This is a genomic window from Oscillibacter sp. UBA6647 (genome assembly GCA_002455655.1).
Classification (GTDB): Bacteria; Bacillota; Clostridia; order Oscillospirales; family Oscillospiraceae; genus Oscillibacter.
In genome coordinates this window covers 304-18,655 of record DKLF01000013.1, presented here as the reverse complement: position 1 = coordinate 18,655, position 18,352 = coordinate 304, and the positions used below count along the sequence as shown (strand labels likewise).

Annotated in this window: 17 protein-coding genes; 4 read left to right on the top strand and 13 right to left on the bottom strand. The window is 58.0% G+C overall.

All coding sequences use genetic code 11. The annotated features are described in order from the left end of the window. The 3 genes from B2W96_RS01205 to B2W96_RS01195 form a co-directional block, all read right to left on the bottom strand. On the bottom strand, nucleotides 1-1,732 hold a 1,732-nt coding region (locus B2W96_RS01205), incomplete at its 3' end, for a hypothetical protein (protein ID WP_293007730.1). Continuing rightward, the gene (locus B2W96_RS01200; protein ID WP_293007728.1) at nucleotides 1,707-2,603 is read right to left on the bottom strand and encodes an ABC transporter ATP-binding protein; all 897 of its coding nucleotides are present in this window, start codon (nucleotides 2,601-2,603) and stop codon (nucleotides 1,707-1,709) included. The genes B2W96_RS01200 and B2W96_RS01205, both read right to left, overlap by 26 nt. Next, the gene (locus tag B2W96_RS01195; protein ID WP_293007726.1) at nucleotides 2,600-2,962 is read right to left on the bottom strand and encodes a GntR family transcriptional regulator; all 363 of its coding nucleotides are present in this window, start codon (nucleotides 2,960-2,962) and stop codon (nucleotides 2,600-2,602) included. The genes B2W96_RS01200 and B2W96_RS01195 overlap by 4 nt, the downstream gene beginning before the upstream one ends. A 321-nt stretch (nucleotides 2,963-3,283) precedes the next feature. Between B2W96_RS01195 and B2W96_RS01190 the strand changes: the two genes are divergently transcribed. Further along, a complete protein-coding gene (locus B2W96_RS01190) occupies nucleotides 3,284-3,664 on the top strand; it encodes a hypothetical protein (RefSeq protein ID WP_293007724.1) in 381 nt (126 codons plus the stop codon). A gap of 52 nt (nucleotides 3,665-3,716) precedes the next feature. Here B2W96_RS01190 and B2W96_RS01185 read toward each other — a convergent pair whose 3' ends face one another. Beyond that, a complete protein-coding gene (locus B2W96_RS01185; protein WP_293007722.1) occupies nucleotides 3,717-6,875 on the bottom strand; it encodes a BTAD domain-containing putative transcriptional regulator in 3,159 nt (1,052 codons plus the stop codon). 166 nt (nucleotides 6,876-7,041) lie between these two features. Between B2W96_RS01185 and B2W96_RS01180 the strand changes: the two genes are divergently transcribed. Genes B2W96_RS01180 through B2W96_RS01170 form a run of 3 tightly spaced genes read left to right on the top strand, consistent with a single transcriptional unit; the run spans nucleotide 7,042 to nucleotide 9,950 of the window. Next, nucleotides 7,042-7,812, top strand: coding sequence for an enoyl-CoA hydratase/isomerase family protein (locus B2W96_RS01180; protein ID WP_293007720.1), 771 nt, complete (start codon nucleotides 7,042-7,044; stop codon nucleotides 7,810-7,812). 26 nt (nucleotides 7,813-7,838) lie between these two features. Further along, nucleotides 7,839-9,047 (top strand): thiolase family protein, encoded by a 1,209-nt coding sequence (locus B2W96_RS01175; protein WP_293007718.1) that lies wholly within the window; start codon nucleotides 7,839-7,841, stop codon nucleotides 9,045-9,047. 42 nt (nucleotides 9,048-9,089) lie between these two features. Beyond that, entirely contained in the window at nucleotides 9,090-9,950 is an 861-nt protein-coding gene (locus B2W96_RS01170) for a 3-hydroxyacyl-CoA dehydrogenase family protein (RefSeq protein WP_293007716.1), read from the top strand. 104 nt (nucleotides 9,951-10,054) lie between these two features. Here B2W96_RS01170 and B2W96_RS01165 read toward each other — a convergent pair whose 3' ends face one another. The 9 genes from B2W96_RS01165 to B2W96_RS01125 form a co-directional block, all read right to left on the bottom strand. After that, the gene (locus B2W96_RS01165) at nucleotides 10,055-11,803 is read right to left on the bottom strand and encodes a sigma 54-interacting transcriptional regulator (RefSeq protein ID WP_293007714.1); all 1,749 of its coding nucleotides are present in this window, start codon (nucleotides 11,801-11,803) and stop codon (nucleotides 10,055-10,057) included. Between the two features lie 144 nt (nucleotides 11,804-11,947). Beyond that, complete coding sequence (locus B2W96_RS01160; protein ID WP_293007711.1) at nucleotides 11,948-12,901, bottom strand: phosphoglycerate dehydrogenase; 954 nt, start codon at nucleotides 12,899-12,901, stop codon at nucleotides 11,948-11,950. Continuing rightward, a complete protein-coding gene (locus B2W96_RS01155) occupies nucleotides 12,898-13,899 on the bottom strand; it encodes a 2-dehydro-3-deoxygalactonokinase (protein WP_293007709.1) in 1,002 nt (333 codons plus the stop codon). The genes B2W96_RS01160 and B2W96_RS01155 overlap by 4 nt, the downstream gene beginning before the upstream one ends. 4 nt (nucleotides 13,900-13,903) lie before the next feature. Further along, nucleotides 13,904-14,554, bottom strand: coding sequence for a bifunctional 4-hydroxy-2-oxoglutarate aldolase/2-dehydro-3-deoxy-phosphogluconate aldolase (locus B2W96_RS01150; RefSeq protein WP_293007707.1), 651 nt, complete (start codon nucleotides 14,552-14,554; stop codon nucleotides 13,904-13,906). A gap of 28 nt (nucleotides 14,555-14,582) precedes the next feature. Next, on the bottom strand, nucleotides 14,583-14,756 hold the full coding sequence (locus B2W96_RS01145) for a hypothetical protein (protein WP_293007705.1): 174 nt from the start codon (nucleotides 14,754-14,756) through the stop codon (nucleotides 14,583-14,585). Between the two features lie 148 nt (nucleotides 14,757-14,904). Then, complete coding sequence (locus B2W96_RS01140) at nucleotides 14,905-15,660, bottom strand: SDR family NAD(P)-dependent oxidoreductase (protein WP_293007704.1); 756 nt, start codon at nucleotides 15,658-15,660, stop codon at nucleotides 14,905-14,907. 9 nt (nucleotides 15,661-15,669) lie between these two features. Further along, nucleotides 15,670-16,959 (bottom strand): TRAP transporter large permease, encoded by a 1,290-nt coding sequence (locus tag B2W96_RS01135; protein ID WP_293007702.1) that lies wholly within the window; start codon nucleotides 16,957-16,959, stop codon nucleotides 15,670-15,672. Further along, a complete protein-coding gene (locus B2W96_RS01130) occupies nucleotides 16,952-17,437 on the bottom strand; it encodes a TRAP transporter small permease (protein WP_293007700.1) in 486 nt (161 codons plus the stop codon). Before B2W96_RS01130 ends, B2W96_RS01135 begins: the two co-directional genes overlap by 8 nt. Nucleotides 17,438-17,495: 58 nt before the next feature. Then, the coding region (locus tag B2W96_RS01125; RefSeq protein ID WP_293007698.1) for a DctP family TRAP transporter solute-binding subunit at nucleotides 17,496-18,352 on the bottom strand (857 nt) is incomplete at its 5' end.

Here is an 18,352-nt window from a genome sequence, read left to right as displayed (position 1 = left end):
TATTATAATAGTTTTCGTTACCGGCGTCTTCCGGTGTACGGTAATAGAACGTCAGATTTGTAGAATACGTATTGGTATCCCAGCCCTTGGAATCAAAGGTATAGGTCCCGGCGTGTCCCGCTTCAACGTCCTTTTTCAGTGCCGCCAGAATTTCCCGGGCGGTATCGCCCTCAAAGGTCAGCGTGCGGCCTTCCCTGTCAAGATACATTTCCACCGTCATGAGCCGGCCCGGCTCGAAGCGCTCTTTCATATACGCCTGCCACACCTCCGGGTCCCGGGCAAGCTCTGTTAGCTGCTCCGCCAGTGCGGCATGGGCCTCAATTTCCGAGGGCGAGATGGTAAAGCTGTAATTCCTGCGCAGATGGGCGCCGTTCTTCAGTGTGTAGTCCAACTGCATGCTTCCGTAGAGCGCATTTTCATCCCATACGCTGCTTGTGGGGCGCTCTTCCACCAGCATTTGATGCAGTGTCAGGAAGCGATCAATTATCTCAGGATTCTGACTGTCGCCATAAATGGAGTCCTGCCCGTAAAGCCGGAATTCCAATGACTGTACATCCTCCGCCACGGGAACGCGCCGCTCAACACCCGGAAGATCCAGCTCAAGAGCCACACACACCAGAATCAGGGCGGCAGCCAAAATCGCGCCGCCTTTCCAGCTCCGTTTTAAAATGTGGAAGGATTTTTGCAGCAGCATCTCCGCCCCAAAGTAGCCCACAAGGCCCAATACCACCATGCAGACCACCAGCGCCACGGGAGATTGCCCGTTCCGGCCAAACGCATCCCACAATATAATGTAGAGAAGCTGTCCCAGGATCAAGGCCGCGCACACACCCACGCCGTACCGAAAAACAGGCTTTGCCCAGCTCATAGCCACAGTGTCCCCTGCGGACTCGCTGTGGCGGCGCCTGTAAATCAGCAGCGCCGCAATCGTCATCACCACGCCCACCAGCGCGTAAACCCCCACGGTGCCAAGCCCGCTTTGCAGAAAGCTCCAATACGCCTCGTTGCCGCGGGAATAATTCCATCGGTCCCAGCTAAGCTGCACCAGCTTATACATCGGCGTAAACCAGCCCACCAACGCAGAGTCAGCGGGATTCGTCCAGCCGTACAATAGAATCTGGCACAAGTTCCAGAACAGATTTGTCACTCCGTAAACCAGCCAATTGAGCACCCCGTAAAACACGGGTATTGCCAGCATCTGCCCCGCAAACATGGCGCAGAGCACCGCGAAGCTGTAAAAGAACAGCATCTGCCCCGTGGTATACAGGAACCACAGGCCAATGATCCACAGCTTCTCCACCCCGGCGGCGCTCCAGACGAGGGCCGTCAGCAGGGCGGTGAGGGCATGAGATCCAATAAACACTGCCGCTCCAGCCAGATAGTGGGTCAAAAACAGGCCCTCTCTCCGAGTGGGCAGAGCGTGGACAAACCCCACGGCACGAGAGCCGGTGAGATAAGAGAACAGCGTCATTGCAAAAAGGCATCCGAAGCTCACGCTCATAGCCAGTGCTCCGCCGGTGGCCATGCTCGCCACCTCGCCCATGGCGTAGGCCTGCATATCCGTCATGTTTTCCCAGCCGTTTTGGCCAAACATCTCCAAAAATTGGAACGCCGGCATCATCAGAAGCCACATTACCAGATACAGCGCCCAAAGAGGCCAGAATCGAACCAGATCGTTGCGAAACAGGGCGGGGCTGAACAATCCCTTAGAGGACAATGTCTTTGACTGCATAGTTCGCACCTCCCAACTCGTAAATGAAAATCTCCTCCAGCGTCAGCGGCACAGCATCCACCAACACGGGCTTATATTGCGCCAACAGCGCCTCTGCGTCTTTGGCATTCATCCGCAGAATCAGAGTATGAATGCGTCCGAGACGCGAGGTGTGGAGCGCCGGAATTTCGGCGGGAACCTCCGCTATTTCCTCGGGAAATACCACCTGAAGTTTCACCATGTTGTCCTGAAGCTGCTCCAAAGACCGCTCCAGCAGCACCTTTCCGTGATCCAAAATGCCCACATGGTCGCACACGTCCTCCAACTCCCGCAGGTTGTGGCTGGAAACCAGCACCGTGGTGCCCCGCTCCGCCACATCGTCCAGCACCAGCGACCACACCTGTCGGCGCATCACCGGGTCCAGACCGTCCACCGGCTCATCCAGCAGAAGATAATCCGGCATGCAGCACATGGTCAGCCAGAAGGCCGCCTGCTTCTGCATTCCCTTGGACAGATGCCGGATCGCCTTACGGGGATCAATGGGAAACGCGTCTTCCAGCTTTTTATACCGCTCCATAGAAAAGGTTGGGTAAATCCCCCGGTAAAGCTTCATCATGTCCTGTGTGCTGGATTGCAAAAAGTAGTGCCAGTCATCGGGAATAGAGCCGATCCGTGCTTTCAGCGCCGGATTCTCCCACACAGGCTCCCCCTGCATATTCACCGTGCCCCTGTCTGTCCGGTACACGCCGTTGAGGCACCGCAAAAGTGTGGACTTGCCCGCCCCGTTGGGCCCCACCAGCCCGTATACCGCGCCTGTGGGCACCGTCAGGGTGATCCCGTCCAGCGCAGCAAAGCCGTCAAATGTTTTTACCGCGTTTTGAATCTCTATCATGTCGTTTCTCCCTCCTTCAACAGCGCCTCAAGCTCCGCCGGTGTCACACCCAACACCCGCAGCTCGCGTAAAAGCTGGCGCGCCTTATCTTTCAGCAGCTCGCGGCGCGCTGCGTCCGCGCTTCCCCGCTCTCCGGCAAAGCTGCCCTTCCCCGGCACAGAGTAGATATACCCCTCCGTCTCCAGATCGTTGTAGGCCCGCTGAATCGTGTTGGGATTGATGCTAAGCCGGGTTGCCAGCACCCGCACTGACGGCAGCTTTTCTCCCGCCGCCAGCGCACCGGTGACGATCAGCTTTCGCAATTCGTCTTTAATCTGCTCGTAGATGGGCCTTGAATCCCGGTAATTCAGGCTGATCATCTTACCACCTCCGTTTTGTTCGCCGGTTTCCCGGTTTCACTGTATTATCCGTATTAGTACAGTTAAGATAACACGTTCACTTTCCGCTGTCAAGATGTTTTTAATCCCCTTTTGGTTTGGTTGGAAGAAAAGCGTGAGATTCTGCGCCAAAATAAAAACTTGAATGTTCTGCAAAGAAATTTCAAAGAAAAGCCAAAGACCCTTTGGTATAATTAATCTTAACCAAAGCGCCTTTGCAAACGATTCTTATATAATATTTACAATGCGGCTTGTCTGCGCGGTCCCGTATGATAATCAATTAAAATCTGGGAGGAAAAAATCATGACGAAACTGGATTGTTGGCTGCCTCAAAAAGAAATGTTCGGCAGATTCTCGCTGGACTCCATTGTCGGGCAGGGCGACTCCCTGCAAATCGTCGTTTCCAACGAAGTATTTGAATTCTCCATCCGTTTTGCCTCTGGCGTAGGCGCATATTCCGTGGCGGAGCTATCCCGGTGCGCCCCGCGGCTGGAAGCCCTGAGCGCCGAGTACGAAGTGCTGATGCGGGGAAACACGTTTTTCAAGCTGACCGGCGACGCCTATCAGCAGACGCTAGGCAAGGAACACGACGTACATTATGTAATTGCCGGAACCAACGCCATGGTGGATATTCTCTCTGCCGCCTGCCCCTCCGTTTCGGTGACCAAATCCAGGCTTCGATAACTTTTTCCCGGGAAAACCGCGTCTTTTAGAGCGTCGGTTTTCCCGGGTTCTTTTATTGCGGCTCCTCCGCGTCAGCCACCTCCTGATTGTGGCGGATGCGGTCCACAAGCTCGCGGGTCAGGCGGTGAGGCTCCACCTGAAGCTCCGTTTGCAGTTGCCGACACAGCCGCTCATAGGTACTCAGCGCGCCGCTTTTGTTTCCGGAGAGGTATTGCGCCCGAATCAGCAGGCGATGGGCCTCCTCATCGGCAAAGTCGCTTTTTACCGCCTCGGAAAGCACCTGCTCCGCCTCGTCGGGACGGTGCTGGCGCATGCACACCGTTCCATAGTCCCGCAGCGCCGTGAACACAAACCGCTCCAGCGATTCCCTTTGTATCAGGGCGTTTTCCGGCAAATCATCTCCGTCCAGCACCTTGCCCCGGACCAGGCCGGTCGCCTGCGCAAAGTAACGTCCCGCGGCATAGAGATTGCCGGCGGCCAGATATTGCCGCGCCTGCCGGCAAAACTCCTGAAACAGCGCCGCGTCCACCGTCACCAGCTCCCGGTCCAAGCCGCACAGGCCCCGCTTGTAGACCACGGCATTTTTCTCCCCCAGATAGGCCCGAAGCTGATAGAGCGTGAAGTAAAAGCTATTCATAGCCGCCTTTTCTTCCCAGTCCGGCCAGATCTCAACCAGCAGCTTGTGAATGCTCATCGGCTCAGAATACAGTGCCAGAATCCGCAAAAGCTGCGCAGCCCGGGCGGAGGGGCATGCCTCCGCCGTCTCGCCCCGGCGGCGGACGGACAGGCTTCCCAGTATCTGAACCTCCAGCGGCGTGTGCAGGCGGCTTTCCAAAATCGGTGCGGCAGCGGCGGTTGCTTCGGCGGCGGAATTGCACGCCTCCAACTGCAAAAAGTAGCTCCGGTCCCTTTCGGAGGGGCGGAAGCTCCCCGCCACCCGGCAGATTGTCTCGGGCTTTGCAAAGTTATAGTGATAGATTCCTGCCTCCCGGCCGCCCTTGGCAAGCTGTTCCATACAGCGTTCAAAGCGGGTTGTCTCTCCTCCCGCGCGGTAAATCTGGGCTTTTAAAAAGAGGGTGGAAAGCTGATAAAAGCGGTATTTTCTCTTATCGCACAGCCCTATGCTCTCGTCCGCCAGCGCATCCGCCTGCTCCATACGGCCCCGCTCGGCGGCAATGTTGCCGGACACCAGAAGTGCCCGCACCAGATAGGAATTCCGCCCCGCGCGGCGGGCGTAGTCCACGGCCTTGTCCGCCGTTTCCTGTGCCAAATCCGGGTCGCCCTTGAGAAAATAGTGATAGCTCTGGCCTATAAGGTAGTAGGCCCACAGGTGCTCGTTGCGGACGTTGAGAATGTTGGAGGAAACCCGGGCCGTCTCCAGAATCACCTGCTCCGCCTTTTGAAACCGGCCAAGGCAGTCCAGCGCATAGGCATGCACCATATTGATATAGACGCTGTATCCGTAGGCGCCGATTTCATCGGCGATTCTCGCCGCCCGCTCGCAGCAGTCCCTTGCCTGCGCATAGCGTCCGCTCTCGATATAGCACAAGAACGCCACGGTCTGATACAGACACATTTTTAGGGGCTTTTGCACCACGGGGGACTCCACCAGTTCCAGCGCTTCGTCCAGAATGGTTTTTAGGCCGTTTTCATACCGGCAGTCCTTATAGGTCAGAATTGTCACAAAGCAGGCCCACAGACGCAAATTGTCATTTTCCCGGATAAGGGCCGTCTCCTTGGCCTGCTCCAAAAGGGCAATGGCCCGCGGATAGTCCACTGCCTGCTGAATTAGTGCGTAGGCGGTGAACACCTTGCGGTAGCCGTCAATCACCCGGTCCAGCTCCCCGTCCTGAAAATCCTCCTCTGTTAAAATCCGCAAGGGCTCCGTAGCGGCAGACTCGTGCTCCGGGGCAAAAAAGCCCATGCTGATCCGCTGGCAGGCCGCCAAAACCATGCCCTCCCGGTCGCCCATATCCCGAAACAGCTCGGCCGCCCGGTCCAGATAGCGGAAGGCAATGTTGGGATAGCGGTATTTGACGGCAATGGCATAGCCCATCTGCACCCATGGCAGTTTGTCGATGGCGGCAGGGGGCAGCCTGCGCAAAAGCTGGCGATAGTCCTCCAGAAGCGACACGTCAATTTCCGAAAAGCTCAGATACCGCAGCGTCAACGCCGCTTCCTCCGCATAGCCCCGGCGAAGCTGATGGTAAAACACCGCCTGCCAGTCCTCCCGCTCCTGTGCGTAGAGCACCGCAATCCGATGCTGCTCCGTTAGAAAGCCCTTTCCCCGGGAAAGCCACGCCCGCTGATACAGCCATGATTGCAGCACACGGTTTAAAAAATACACCGGCTCCAGCGCCGCGCGGGCGCGCACCAGAAAGCGCCGCCGCGCCAGCCGCCGCAGGGGACCCGTCTCGCCGTCGGTCAGGCGCAGAGCCAGCGTCTCGGAAAGATTCCGCTCCACGCACACCCGCTCCATGCACTCTATATCCTCCGCCGTCCATACCGCGGCGGCCCAGCCGTCCAGCAAATCGCTTACCGCCGAGAGAATCTGCTCCCTCACGCGGTTGCCGCCGTCTCCGCCGCCGTCCAGCATGGCGCGGGCCGCCGCATCCATGGCAGAGAGCCAGCCGCCCCCCAGCTCAAAAATTCGCTGGCGGTCGCTCTCCAGCAAGGCCGGATAGACCTCCCGCAAAAGCCCGTCTGCCATGGTCCATGTCAGTATCAGCGTCGATGGCTCCACCTCCGCCAATTTCACGGGCAACGCATCCGCCTCCCGGATGAAGGGAATGGGCCGGGCGGAAAGCAGCAGAAAATGCACCCGTTCCCCACAGCGCAGCAGCAGCCGCTGCAACAGCGCGCCCAGTCCGTCCATGCAGTCTAAAAGGTGGGCGTCATCCAACAGGATAAAGCAATCCTGCTCCCGGGGAGCGCATACCAGCCCAAGGAGGTCTTCTTCCTTCCCGGCCTGAAAAAAATCCCTCAGCGCAGCAGCGAACCGTTCCGCGTCCCGCGCTTCTCCCCGCACACGAAAGGTACAACATGCGCCCCGCCGACTCAAAAGCTCCGCCGCCCCACGGCTTACCGACATGAGCATGGGCACACCCAGCACCGTCAATGTCATCTCCGGTGCGCCCGCCAGACACCGCTCCAAAAAGGTCTTTTCCAGCCCTCGGTTTTCCTGTCCGCCCCCCAGCCGCAGCTCCTCCATTTGCCAGCCCCCTCCTTTTTTCTTAATTCCAGTGTACCATAAAGAAAGTTTAATTAAAATAAATGTTTTCAAAGATTTTGCAAAGATTTGTAAAAGCTTTCTCAAAGGTCGCATTTGTATGATAAAAAACATAGAATTCATTCCACCCAAGGAAAGGAGCACATCAATGAGCAAACAGATTGTGTTGGAGCGGGACGGCGACATCGCCGTCATTCAGGTGCGGCGTCCCGAGGCGCTCAACGCCCTGTCCCGCAGCATTGTGGACGAAATGGACCGCATGGTTGAGCAAGTGCAAGCCGACTCCTCCGTGCGGGTGCTGCTGTTTTACAGCGAAGAGAACTTTGCCGCAGGCGCGGATATCCGGGACATGGCTCCCTGTGACGAGGCGCAGGCAAAGGACTTTTTGTTCACGCCCACCTATAATAAAATTCAATCGCTCCCTATCCCCACCATTGCCGTCGTGGACGGCTATGCCTTTGGCGGGGGGTTGGAGTTGGCGCTTCGGTGCGACTTCCGCATCGTGTCCAAAACCGCGAAAATGGGCCTGACGGAGCTGAATCTGGGTATCATCCCCGGCGCGGGCGGAACGGTGCTTCTGCCCCGGCTGGTAGGCGAGGCCAAGGCAAAGGAACTGATTTACCTCAGCCGCGTTGTCTCCGGCGAGGAGGCCGAGTGCATCGGCCTTGCCCACGTTGCCGTGGACAAAGAGGCTCTCTGGGAAACCGCCAAGACATGGGCGAAGAAGCTTTGCACCCGCAGTCCGCTGGCATTGGCCGCCGCCAAGAAATCCATTGAATACGCCGTGGGCCACCCGCAATACAACGCCGCCTCCGATTACGAGGGCGCGCTGTGGGCCGAGCTTTTCAACCACCACGACCAAAAAGAGGGCATGGCCGCGTTTTTTGAAAAGAGAAAGCCCGTGTTTACAGGAGAATAACCACACTTTTTTCAGGAGGAACCGATATGAAACAGCTTGTGATCACAGGAGCCGCGCGCAGCGCCGTGGGCGGTTATCTGGGAAGTCTTAAAACCGTTGAGGCGCAGGATTTGGGTGCGGCCGCCATTCAGGCCGCAGCCGCCCGTGGCGGCATTTCTCTGGAGCAGGTGGACGAAGTCATTTTCGGCGACGTGTACGGCTACACCCCCAACGTGGCCCGCTGCGCCGCGCTGATGGCGGGGGTCCCCGAGGAAACGCCCGCCTTCACGGTGGACCGCCAGTGCGCCTCGTCCTTGCAGGCCGTGCAGAGCGCCTGCTATGAAATCAACGCCGGGGAAGCGGACGTTATTATTGCAGGCGGCGTGGAGATCATGTCCCGCATGACTTATTACCTGCCGCCCTCCTCCCGCTATGAGCCTTTGCGCCTTGGCGACAAGCCGCTGTTTGACACCTTTTCCCACGGCGTGACCATTGTGCAGCCGCAGGCCAAATATCCCGGCACCAACATGGGCATTACCGCCGAAAACGTGGCCGAACGCTACCACATTACCCGGGAAGAGGAGGACGCCTTCTCCGTGGACAGCCAGCGCAAAATGAAAGAAGCACAGGATGCGGGCAGATTCAAGGACGAGATCTTCCCCTTCGAGGTCAAGCAGCGCAAGGGCAGCTTTGTGTTTGACACTGACGAACATATCAAGCCGGACACCACCATGGAGTCCCTGAGCCGCCTGCGTCCCTGCTTCAAAGACGGCGGCGTGGTCACTGCGGGCAACTCCTCCGGGATGAACGACGGCGCTTCCGCCGTGGTCATCATGACCGAGGAAAAGGCAAAGGAGCTGGGCGTGGAGCCGCTGGTACGCATTGTGGGCACCTCTTCTGCGGGCGTGGACCCCCGCTACATGGGCCTCGGCCCTGTTCCCGCCATCCGCAAGCTCCTCAAGAAGACTGGGCTGGAACTTGCGGACATTGACCTGTTCGAATTGAACGAAGCCTTTGCCGCCCAGTCTCTGGGGTGTTTGAAGGAGCTGGGCATGGACATGGGCACGGAGCTTTACTCCCGGGTTAACGTCAACGGCGGCGCCATTGCCCACGGCCACGCGCTGGCCAACAGCGGCACCCGCATTCTCACCACCATGATTTACGAGCTGAAGCGCCGGAGCGGCCGGTACGGTCTGGCCTCTTTGTGCATCGGCGGCGGACAGGGCATGGCAATTCTCGTGGAAAACTGCCGGTAAAGCGCGGCTTTCAACACCGATTGAAAACGGAGGAGTACATTGATGAACATTAAAAAAGCAGGCGTCGTCGGTGCGGGCATGATGGGGGCGGAAATCGCCCTGTGCTTTGCCCGCTGCGGGCTGGACGTGGTTCTGGCGGACATCAAGCAGGAATTTGCCGACGGCGGCAAGCAAAAGCAGATAGTCATTCTGGACAAGCAGGTTGCCAAGGGAAAGATTTCTCCCCAGCAGCGGGACGCCACGCTGGCCCGCGTGGTCCCCACGGCGGACCTTTCCCTGATGGCGGACTGCGATTTTGTGATCGAGGCAGTTCTTGAAAATCTGGAGATCAAGCGCGATACCTTTCAAAAGCTGGATCAACTCTGCAAGCCGGAGACGATTTTGGCCTCCAACACCTCCAGCATCTCCATCTCCAAGCTGGCGGCCTCCGTGTCCAAGGAGCGGGCCCCCCGCTTTGTGGGCGCGCACTTCAACTCCCCCGCCAGCATTATGAAGCTGGTGGAGATCATCCCCGGCCTGCTCACCTCTGCGGAAACAGTGGACACCGTGACGGAGTTGCTGCTATACATTGAAAAAGAGCCGGTCCGGGTCAAGGATGTCACCGGTTTTGCCTTAAACCGCCTGTTTCATGTGTTTTACGCGGAGGCCCTGCGTCTCGTTGAGGAGGGCGTGGCCACGCCCGAGGACATTGACAAAATCTGCGTCTATGGCCTTGGCCACCCCGTCGGTATCTGCAAGCTCCTGGACCAGTTGGGACACGACCTGAACCTCAGTGTGGACAAAATCCTTTTCGACGCCTATGGCGAGCGGTTCCGCCCCAGCCCGGTTTTACAGCGCTTTGTGGACGCGGGAATGCTGGGCAGAAAATCCGGTGAGGGCTTCTATCAATACGAGAAAAAGTAATTCCGCAATTCCCTTTTATTTGCTTTCCTCATTTCTTTCATTTCTCATATTTCCCAACAGAGGGACAGCCGACGGCCAAAAGGCCGCCGGCTGTCCCTTTATGTTTATCGGCCCGAAAGCCCATATTTTTGAAGCTTGCGCACCACCGTGGATTGGTCCACGTTTAAGAAGCGGGCCATCTCTCTGGTGGAGGTGCACTCCGCCTTCGCCCGTAACAGCAGCCGCTTTTCCAGTTCTTCCACGGCGCGTCCCAGATCGGAGCTTTCCTCCCCCGCCATCTCCGGTAGAAGGGATGTCTTCCCGGGCCCCTGACATTGGCGGATAATCCACGGCACGTCGCTGATTTGAAGCTGCTCGTTGGGGCTCATAATCACCATATGTTCCACCACGTTGCGCAGCTCCCGTACATTGCCCTCCCAGTCATATTCCTCCATGCGCTTAATCACTTCCGGAGTCATGGTTTTGTTCTGGTTGCATTTGTGGTTGAACCTGTTGAGAAAAAACAGGCTCAGGGGCAAAATATCCTCCCTGCGCTGACGCAGGGGAGGAACGGTGATGGAAACCACGTTGAGCCGATAGTAAAAATCCTCCCGAAAGGCGCCGTCCCGCACCATTTTGGTCAAATCCCGGTTGGTGGCCGCGATAAAGCGCACATCTATGTTCTTGGCCCGCACGCCCCCTACCCGGGTCACCTGCTTTGTCTCCAGCACCCGCAAAAGCTTCACCTGAAAGGACAGGGGGATTTCCCCAATCTCGTCCAAAAACACGGTGCCGCCGTCCGCCGCCTCCAGAAGTCCGATCTTCCCGGAGTTGGAAGCGCCGGTAAACGCGCCCTTTTCATAGCCGAACAGCTCGCTTTCCAGCAGGTTTTCCGGAATGGCCCCGCAGTTAATCGTCACCAGCGCATGGTCTTTGCGCATACTGCTGGCGTGAATCTGCTGGGCCACCTCCTCCTTTCCCGCGCCGGACTCTCCCAGAATCAGCACGGTGGTGTCAAACCGGCCCACCCGCTCGGCTAAAGAAAAGACCTTCTTTGTCTTCTCACTGATAGCCACCACCTTTTCCCGCTCCGTGTTGGTGGTGCTGAGAATGGTCTGATAGTGCTGAAGTTCCCGGTTCTTGGCGTTGAGCAGCTCCTCCCGGAGCTGAAAAATCTCTGTGATGTCCCGGGCGTTAATCACAACCCGCTTGACCTTTCCGTTCTCGTCGAACACCGGCTTGCCCGTGACAATAATGTCCCGTCCGTCCTGCGTCACCTGCCGCTTGGAGACGGGGCGACGCTCCTCCCGCACCACAAACGCCACGGAATTTTCCATCCAGACGGGATTGATAAGGGCGCGCATATTGCGCCCCTCCAGCTCCTTCCGGGGGATGGCGGCCACCCGCTCGTAGGAGCTGTTGACAAACTGAACGTTCCCCTCCCCGTCGGTGACCAGAATCCCGTCAAAGGAGCCCTCCAGAATTTCCTCCATCTCGCTTGTCAGCTTCCATGCCGCCTCCAGCTCCATCTGGGAGCGCAGCGCCTGCTGGGATTCCATCAGAATCAGCGCATACACGGCGGACTCTCCCGCGTCTCCCGCGGAAATCAGACGATAGTGAAGCTGCCGGTTTCCCTGCCGCATGGTAAACGTCTTTTCGGCATCCGCATCCAGCGCCCCCAGATCCACCGGGCCCGTCAGCTCCCGCACATCGTATTCCTTCCCGGCCTCCAGCTCCAGCATTTGCAGCGCAGCGCGGTTGGCAAAAAGAATCCGGTATGCCTCGTCAAAAATCAGAACGCCGTTGGGCGTATCGCACATCACGGAGCGCAGAACCGCATGGGGAATTTCGCAGAACTGATCCAGCATCAGCATATCTTCAACTCCTTTCCTCCCGCGCTGAGCGGCAAGCGCAGCAATTGCGGCTTTATAAAATTATATCACAAACAGCGTCATTTTTCAAGAAAATCTGGACATTTTTACGAAACGAGCAAACAAAAATGGAAAAAACGCCAAAAATTACACCACGCGAAACTTTACCTCTCCGCCCCCAAGGCAGGCCGCCACATTTTCCGCACAAATGACGCTTACCGCACCGATGGCTTCCCGGGAATACATGCCGATGTGAGGCGTGACCACCACATTATCCAGCGTCAGCAACGGGTTGTCTGTATCCATCGGCTCCACCTCGGTGACGTCCATGGCCGCGCCGGACAGATGCTCGGAGACAAGGGCTTCGTACAGCGCTTTTTCATCCACAATGCCGCCCCGGGCGGTATTGATCACGTACGCGCCGGGGCGCATAGAAGCGAGCTCCGCCGCGCCGATCATGCCCCGTGTCTCCTCTGTCAGCGGCAGGTGAACTGACAAAAATTCGCAGCCAGAAATCACTTCCGCCGCACTTTCGCACAGCGTTACGTGTTCAAAGCCCTCCGGCAGGGCGCGGACATAGGGGTCATAGGCCAGCACGCGCATGGAAAAGCCCGCAGCCCGTCGGGCCACGTTTCTCGCCACCGCGCCAAAACCCAGAAGTCCCAGTGTCTTGGCGTACACATCCTTCCCCGTCAGAGCCCTCCACTCCCCCTGTCGCACCCGCCGATCGCCCAGAGAAATATGACGGGCGCAGGAGAGCATCAGGCCAAAGGTAAGGTCCGCCACCGCGTTGGCGTTTGTGCCGGGAACGTTGCACACCGCGATGCCCCGGGCCTTTGCCTCCTCCAAGTGAAGATTGTCCAGCCCCGCGCCGTGCTTGCAGATTACCTTCAGTTTTTCGCACCGGTTCATCAGCTCCACGGGAAAGTCGTGGGCCCCGATAATCAGCGCGTCGCACGCCGTCACCGTCTTGGCAAAGCGCTCCATGTCAAAGTCCTTGCCCATCAGGATGACCGCGCAGCCCCCCTGCTCCAGAATATCCTTTGGCGTTGAATCAATTGACCCGAAGGACCGCGAGGTCACCAAAACCTTTTTACTCATTGTTTCGTCCCCTCTCTGATGCTTAAAATACCGCGCAAGCCCTCCAGCGCATAGCTTTTCCCGCCGTCTGCCGTCAGCATGGAATGGCTGCGAATGCGTCGGCTGCCCGCCAGCAGCAGGGTGAACAGCTCCGCCATATAGGGGTTTGCCACCACCACCGCCGTGTCGCACTGCGTCCAGCGCTCTTCACAATAGGCGTCAAGCGCCTCAATCACACCGCCGGACACCACTGCCTCACAATAGCAGCGGCGAAAGTGGGGAGATTCCCGCTCAAACACCCGCATGGCGTGACCGATGTACAGCGCCCGGTTGAAGCCATAACGCCGCAGGTTTTCAAGCCCCAGCGCCACCGCCACCGGATTTGGCCTATCCGACTCCACCGACAGCACCGGCGCGAGAATGGTATCCTGTTTTAATGCGTAAAACAGCTCACCGGTAAAAGTGGACAAAATGCCTGTCAGCCGCCCCTGTCCTGCCAGCAGCACATGGGTGTGGGACCCGGGGAGAAGCACCGCCGTCTGCCGGCCGGGATAGCGGGCCGCAAGCTCCGGCAAAACGCCCAGCACCTCAATCTCCTCGCCCCGGGTGTTGTTGGTGGAGGACACGTCCGTTCCCACCGTTTTCAGTCCTGAAATCAGGTGGATTTCCCGTCCGAAGACGGTACTTTCCCAATAGGGCGTGACCCCCCGCCGAGCAAATTCCTCCGCCGTGACGGGGGCGGGATAATGGGGAATTTCAAAAATCCCATAGGGCGACGTGGCCATGCCGGAGGCATAGATGGCCTCCACCTCCCCGTCCGTCCAGCCCGTTTCAGCCAAAGCCTCGTCGTATAAAGCCTTCATTCCCTCCAGCAGAGGGCGGTTGGACCCGGCAATGGCCGCGTCCTTTGCCCCAAGGGTTCTGCGGCGGGTGCACAGCAGCCGCTTTTCCCGGTCCAGCAGGAAAATCCGCACGTTGCTGGTTCCAACGTCGTAGTACGCAATCAGACCCCGCTCCATCCGCTCACCCCCGGACGGCTTGCGCATAGGCTCTGGCCGTGTTGGTGATTTCGTCCAGCTTCCCCTCGGACACTAGCTTGGCGGAGACGAGGTTTCCCCCCACGCCAACGCCCACGCACCCGGCCCGGAGAAAGTCCGGTGTGTTCTGCGGGGTCACGCCGCCCACAGCGGTGAAGGGAATGTGGCCCAGCGGACCACGGAGGGCCTTGATATACTCCGGCCCCAAAATCCCCGCCGGAAACAGCTTGACAATATTGGCCCCCCAGCTCCACGCACAGGCCGCCTCCGTGGCCGTCATGGCCCCGGGAATAGAGACAAGCTCCAGCCGCCGGGTTTCCCGGATCACCGCCTCGTCGGCATTGGGCGAGATGATATAGCCCGCGCCCGCCTCCTTGGCAAGATTCACTTCCTCAGCCGTCATCACCGTCCCCGCGCCCACCTCAATTTCATTTCCAAAGCGTTCGGACAGCAGCCGGATAGAGCGCAATGTCTCCTCAATGCCGCCCTTGCTGCTGTGATTAAAGGTGACCTCCAGACAGCGCAGGCCCCCCGCCAGAATCGCTCCGGCTAAATCGCAGATTTGCGTGCTTGGAATCCCCCGTACAATCGCGATGACCTTCGTTTCCATAATTGCTTCCAATGCCGTGTTTTTCATAGCCGTCTCCTCTCTCCGGTTTGCGGGCTTACAGCGTCACGCCGTCCCGGAGAATGTCCCTCTGATAATCTCCGTTCACTTCGTTTCTCGTGTGGTATGTGCCGTTGCAAGTATCCAAAATCGCGCCATAGCACTGCCGAGTATAACCTTGAAGCGCCTCATCCGCGGACTGCGCCGGCAAAGCACCCGCGTCAAAGTCCATCGTTTTTTCTTGTTTTTATCGGCGGTCCGTTCGCCGGAATGCATTCTCAGGCTCGCACTTTTCCTCTTCCAAATGGGCGCGGCGGCTGACGCAGCGGCGCCATCCCGCTGCCGGGGGCGTGGGTCCGCTTTATCAGCCGCCTAATTCTTTATCTGCCCATGAATCCCCCGTCCACGGGGAGCACCACGCCGGAGAGATAATCCGACGCAGGAGAAACCAGAAACAGCAGCGCACCGGTCAGATCCTCCGGCTCGCCCCATCGTCCGGCGGGAATCCGGCTTAGAATCTCCTGATTGCGCGCCGGGTTTGCCCGAATTGCAGCGGTATTGTCTGTGGCAAGATACCCGGGGGCAATGGCGTTTACCTGAATGCCCTTTGCCGCCCATTCGTTTGACAGCGACTTTGTAAACTGGGCCACGCCGCCCTTGGAAGCGGCGTAGGCCGGCACGTTGAAACCGCCAAAAAAGCTGAGCATGGAAGCAATATTGACGATTTTTCCACTGCCCTGCGCCAGCATCTCCCGTCCGCAAAGCTGGGCCATCTGAAAGGAGGAAATCAGGTTTACACGAATCAGCTTCTCAAAATCCTCCACAGGAAAATCCTCGCAGGGGTGGCGAATCTGGGTTCCGGCGTTGTTGACCAGAATGTCCACCCCGCCCAAAAACGCCTTTGCCTCCTGAAAGCAGGCATCCACAGCTGGGGAATCCTGAAAATCGCCCACAAAGCCCCGGATGCGGTCCGACCCGCCGATTTTGGCCGCTGCGGCGTGAATGGAGTCTCCGCTTCCGGTAATTGCAACCTTCGCCCCGGCGTCATAAAGCGTTTTGGCCAGAGAAAACCCGATGCCCCGGCTGCCGCCGGTGACAATGGCGCGTTTTCCCCCAATGTCAAATACAGCGTTCATACCAGCGCCTCAGCCCATCATTCCCAGCGCTCTGGGCAGGGCCTCGGTGACCGCGGGAATATAGGTGATGACCAGCAGCGCGGCAATCATCACAAAAATAAACGGTACGATGGCTTTACACAAATCCGTAAACTTCATTTTGGTCATGCCGGAAGCCACGAACAGGTTCACGCCCACGGGAGGAGTGATAAAGCCGATGGCCATGTTGGTGACCATGATCAGGCCGAAATGAATGACGCTGACGCCAAACTCTTTTGCAACGGGATACAGTATGGGCGAGAGAATGAGGATGGCGGGCGTTGTGTCCATAATCATGCCAACCACCAGCAGCACCGCGTTAATCAGCAGCAAAATTGCAAACTTATTGTCTGTCAGGGAGGTCATTCCGGTCATAATTGCCTCGGGAATGCGCTCCAGCGCCAGAACCTTGCCCAGCACAGTACCGGTGCCAACCATGATCAAAACCGTGCCCACAGTTTCGGCGGAGCCAACCAGAGAGTTATAGATTTTGGCCCAGTTCAACTCTTTGTAAATCAGAGCGCCGGCAATCAAGCCGTAGACGCAGGCGATGACGGCCGCCTCGGTGGGGGTGAAAAAGCCGCCGTAAATTCCGCCCAGAATGATGACGGGAACCAGCAGCGCCCAGATGGCATCCACCGCGGCGCGCCCCAGACGGCGGAAGGAAAATTTTTGGCCGGAGCCCTTGTAGCCGCGTTTTCTGGAGATGTAGATGCTCAGGGCGCACAGTCCGCCGCCCAGAACGAGCGCCGGACCAAAGCCGCCCATGAACAGCGTGCCCACGGACGCGCCGGTGGAAACGCCGTAAAGCACCATGGGGATGCTGGGGGGCACAATCACACCCAGACAGCCGGAAGCGGCAATCAGCGCCACGGAGAAGGGCTTGTCATAGCCGTGCTCCACCATGGCGGGCACCATTACCGCACCAATGGCGGCCACCGTGGCCGGACCGGAGCCGGAAATTGCACCGAAGAACATGCAGGTAATTACCGTAACCACGGCAAAGCCGCCGGTAATATGCCCCACCGCCGCCGAGCCAAGGTCGGCAAGCCGCTTGGACAGGCCGCCGCCTTCCATCAGGCCGCCCGCCAGAATGAAAAACGGAATGGCCATCAGAGGGAAGGAGTCCACCGCGGTAAACATATTGGTGGCAAGATAGGAGAGGGACTGGGTGCTGCATGTGGTCAGGTAGATGACCAGAGACATACCGGCGGAAACGCCAATGGGCACCTTTAAGGCCAGGAAAATGGCAAAGGAGCCAAATAAAATCAGATTAGTCATGGGAGCCGACGGCCTCCTTTCTCTCGCGGAAACGCGCAATGGTATCCTGAATCAGGCGAATCAACATCAACGCGCTGCCCACCAGAACGGAGCTGTACGGAATCGCCATGGACAGCCGGACGGCGGGAGAAAGCTGCGCGGCGACACGCTGAACCACGGGGATGCTGTAATAGGTGAGAATCGCGGCGAAAATCATAAAAATCACGTTGGAGATGATGTTCAGCACAAACTTTCCGTTATCCTTCAAAAACAGATCCAGCAGCTCCACACTGATGTGCTTGCGCTTGCGAATTGCCGAGGCGGCGCCCAGATAAATCATCCAGATAAACATATACCGGCCCAGCTCCTCCGTCCAGGACAGTGGCCAGCCAAATACGCGAAACACGATCTGCATAAAGATCATCAGAGTCATGACGCTGAGAAGAATTGCCAAAAGGACCTCTTCCAGATGCTTGTCAAGAAATGACACTATTTTCATATTCGTACCTTTCTCCTTGGTGCGGGCGAAGCCTTCGCTTCGCCCGCACCCATGTGCCTTAATTTGCCGCGTTGACCTCATCCGCCTTCGCCAAAACGGTTTCCAGCGTCACGGTGGGGTTGTAATTCTTGGTGAAGAAGTCATAGGTGCCGGCGGTGGCCTCACGGAACACATTGCGCTGCTCGTCGGTCAGGAAGGTGATTTCGCAGCCGCCGTCCTGGATGGTCTTGATGTACTCCTGCTCCTTGTCGATGGACTGCTGACGGTTGACTTCCACAGCGGCTTTCGCAGCCTCGTCAACCACCTTCTGCAAGTCGGCGGGCAGGCTCTGATAAAACTCGTCGTTGATGCTGAAGCAGGTGATGTCGAAGGTGTGGCTCAGGTCGGTCATATACTTCTGCACCTCATAGAAGGCGTTGGTGGCCGTGATGGCATAGGGGTTATCCTGACCGTCCACGGTGCCCTGCTGCAAAGCGGTATACAGCTCGGCAAAGGACATGGGCATGGGGTTTGCGCCCATCTGGGTGAACATGTCGATGTACAGGGGGGACTCCATCACGCGGATCTTCAGGCCCTTCATGTCATCGGGGCTGGTGATGGGGCGCTTGCTGTTGGTGAGCTGGCGGATGCCATTTTCAAAGTAGCCCACAATGCGGATGCCGGTCTGGGTCCTGATGGCCTCGGCAAGTTGGGTGCCCACCTCGCTGTCATAAAAATCATAGGCAGCCTGACGGTTCTTGAACAGGAAGGGCAGGCCCACGCTCATCAGCTCCTCGGTAAAGCTGGCGTACATAGACTGGCTGGTTTCGCACATCTGCATGTCACCCGCCTGAACGGCCTCCACCAGCTCGCGGCTGCCGCCCAGCGTGTTGTTGTCATAGACCTCCACCTGAAGCTGGCCGCCGGAAAGCTGCT

Excerpts from the sequence above, each read along its gene's own strand:
- B2W96_RS01200 (WP_293007728.1), bottom strand. The coding sequence starts at position 2,603 with ATGATAGAGATTCAAAACGCGGTAAAAACATTTGACGGCTTTGCTGCG.
- B2W96_RS01195 (WP_293007726.1), bottom strand. The coding sequence starts at position 2,962 with ATGATCAGCCTGAATTACCGGGATTCAAGGCCCATCTACGAGCAGATT.
- B2W96_RS01190 (WP_293007724.1), top strand. The coding sequence starts at position 3,284 with ATGACGAAACTGGATTGTTGGCTGCCTCAAAAAGAAATGTTCGGCAGA.
- B2W96_RS01185 (WP_293007722.1), bottom strand. The coding sequence starts at position 6,875 with ATGGAGGAGCTGCGGCTGGGGGGCGGACAGGAAAACCGAGGGCTGGAA.
- B2W96_RS01180 (WP_293007720.1), top strand. The coding sequence starts at position 7,042 with ATGAGCAAACAGATTGTGTTGGAGCGGGACGGCGACATCGCCGTCATT.
- B2W96_RS01175 (WP_293007718.1), top strand. The coding sequence starts at position 7,839 with ATGAAACAGCTTGTGATCACAGGAGCCGCGCGCAGCGCCGTGGGCGGT.
- B2W96_RS01170 (WP_293007716.1), top strand. The coding sequence starts at position 9,090 with ATGAACATTAAAAAAGCAGGCGTCGTCGGTGCGGGCATGATGGGGGCG.
- B2W96_RS01165 (WP_293007714.1), bottom strand. The coding sequence starts at position 11,803 with ATGCTGATGCTGGATCAGTTCTGCGAAATTCCCCATGCGGTTCTGCGC.
- B2W96_RS01160 (WP_293007711.1), bottom strand. The coding sequence starts at position 12,901 with ATGAGTAAAAAGGTTTTGGTGACCTCGCGGTCCTTCGGGTCAATTGAT.
- B2W96_RS01155 (WP_293007709.1), bottom strand. The coding sequence starts at position 13,899 with ATGGAGCGGGGTCTGATTGCGTACTACGACGTTGGAACCAGCAACGTG.
- B2W96_RS01150 (WP_293007707.1), bottom strand. The coding sequence starts at position 14,554 with ATGAAAAACACGGCATTGGAAGCAATTATGGAAACGAAGGTCATCGCG.
- B2W96_RS01145 (WP_293007705.1), bottom strand. The coding sequence starts at position 14,756 with ATGGACTTTGACGCGGGTGCTTTGCCGGCGCAGTCCGCGGATGAGGCG.
- B2W96_RS01140 (WP_293007704.1), bottom strand. The coding sequence starts at position 15,660 with ATGAACGCTGTATTTGACATTGGGGGAAAACGCGCCATTGTCACCGGC.
- B2W96_RS01135 (WP_293007702.1), bottom strand. The coding sequence starts at position 16,959 with ATGACTAATCTGATTTTATTTGGCTCCTTTGCCATTTTCCTGGCCTTA.
- B2W96_RS01130 (WP_293007700.1), bottom strand. The coding sequence starts at position 17,437 with ATGAAAATAGTGTCATTTCTTGACAAGCATCTGGAAGAGGTCCTTTTG.